Raw genomic sequence first — 1,633 nt, forward strand, 5'->3', positions numbered from 1 at the left:
GCCGGTGGCTGCGTCGCCGACATCAGATGGCCGTCGGCGGAGAACCGGTAGATGTTCGGGCCGTATTCGTCGGAGATGAACATCGAACCGTCGGGCAGGCGCACGATGGCTTCGTTGTCGAGCGCCAGCTTGCCATTGTCGGCCTGTGGCAGGATCGGCATGTCGCCGCTTGCCGCGCGCACGCCGTTGAGTGGATCGAGGCCGGTGGCGTCAGCGCCCTTGTCGTCGGTGAGAAGCATGGTGTCGGCAAGCGCTGCCTTGACGCCCGTCTGCTCCTGGCCGGCAGCAGGTGCCGCGCCCGGTGCGACCGGAGCAAATTCGATGCCGATCGTGTTGAGGCGCGGCCGGTAGTCGGTGGTGCCGACGACATTGTAGCCGCGGTCCGGCAGCAGCCAGAGCGAACCCTTGTAACCATCGGCGCCATGTGTCCAGCCTGATGTGTCGATCGCCATGCCGGAGCCCGAACCGAACGTCTCGCCGAACTTGTCGCGCTGAGCGGCGGGGATGCGGCCGACGCCGACCAGTCCCTTGTTGACGAGGCCGCCGACGGTCGCGGTGTTGTCGGCGAGCGCCGGCGTCAAGGCGGTGAACAAGGCCAGCGCGACGCCGAGCGACGCGGTTCGGTACAGGTGTTTCATGGACAATCCTCTTTGTGACAAAGCGTGCCGGAGCGGCCGCAGGGCGAAAAGCTGAAAGAGGTGCGACATCGATGATGCCGCGCGCGCCTCCCCGAAACGCGGTCTACGGCGCGAACATGATGCTTGCGTGACAGCGCGCGGTGCATGCCCGCCGTCTTCTTCACGCGCCGATAAAAACGTGCGCCTGGCGGAAAGAATCCGTCAGTCTCAGGCCGACAAAAAAGCCGCGCTCGCCCCGGCACTAGACACTTATGTCCAGTGCGTATATGGTCCAGCCTTCGGACCAGCCGTGGAGGGGAAGCCTTGAAGTCGCACTACCGCGCAGTCGTCATCGGAGGTGGCGTGGTTGGAGCCTCGGTGCTCTACCATCTGACGCGGTTCGGCTGGAGCAATGTGGCGCTGATCGAGCGTGCCGAATTGACGGCCGGTTCGACCTGGCACGCGGCGGCCGGTTTCCACGCGCTCAACGCCGACCCGAACGTAGCGGCGCTGCAGGACTACACCATCAATCTCTACCGGGAGATCGAAGCCGAATCCGGTCAAGACATCGGCCTGCACATGACCGGCGGCGTCAACATCGCCAGCGATCCCGCGCGCTGGGAGTGGCTGAAATCGGCCTGGGCGGTGTTCCAGTCGGTCGGCATCGAGACCGCGCGGCTGGTGACGCCCGACGAGATCAAGGCGATCTGCCCGATCGTGGACGTCACCGGCGTCCTTGGCGGCCTGCATGATTCCAACGAAGGCCATCTCGACCCGTACGGCACGACGCACGCCTATGCCGGTGCCGCGAAGAAGCGCGGCGCCGACATCATCCTGCGCAACCGGGTCGTCGAGCTGAAGGCGCGCACCGACGGTCGCTGGGATGTCGTGACGGAGCAGGGCACCATCATCGCCGAACATGTCGTCAATGCTGGCGGGCTGTGGGCGAAGCAGCTCGGCCGCATGGCCGGTGTCGACCTGCCGGTGACGCCGATGGAGCACCATTATTTCATCAC

2 protein-coding genes are annotated in these 1,633 nt (G+C 65.5%); one reads left to right on the forward strand and one right to left on the reverse strand.

Annotated features, from left to right (window positions below):
- Positions 1-638 (reverse strand): esterase-like activity of phytase family protein (locus EN935_RS35090; RefSeq protein WP_206534654.1); only part of this gene is annotated, 638 nt, incomplete at its 3' end.
- A gap of 303 nt (positions 639-941) precedes the next feature.
- Here EN935_RS35090 and EN935_RS35095 point away from each other — a divergent pair.
- Positions 942-1,633, forward strand: a 692-nt coding sequence (locus EN935_RS35095; RefSeq protein ID WP_164771647.1) for an FAD-binding oxidoreductase, incomplete at its 3' end; no start/stop codon positions are given.

The organism is Mesorhizobium sp. M7D.F.Ca.US.004.03.1.1 (assembly GCF_003998635.1).
Lineage (GTDB): Bacteria > Pseudomonadota > Alphaproteobacteria > Rhizobiales > Rhizobiaceae > Mesorhizobium > Mesorhizobium loti.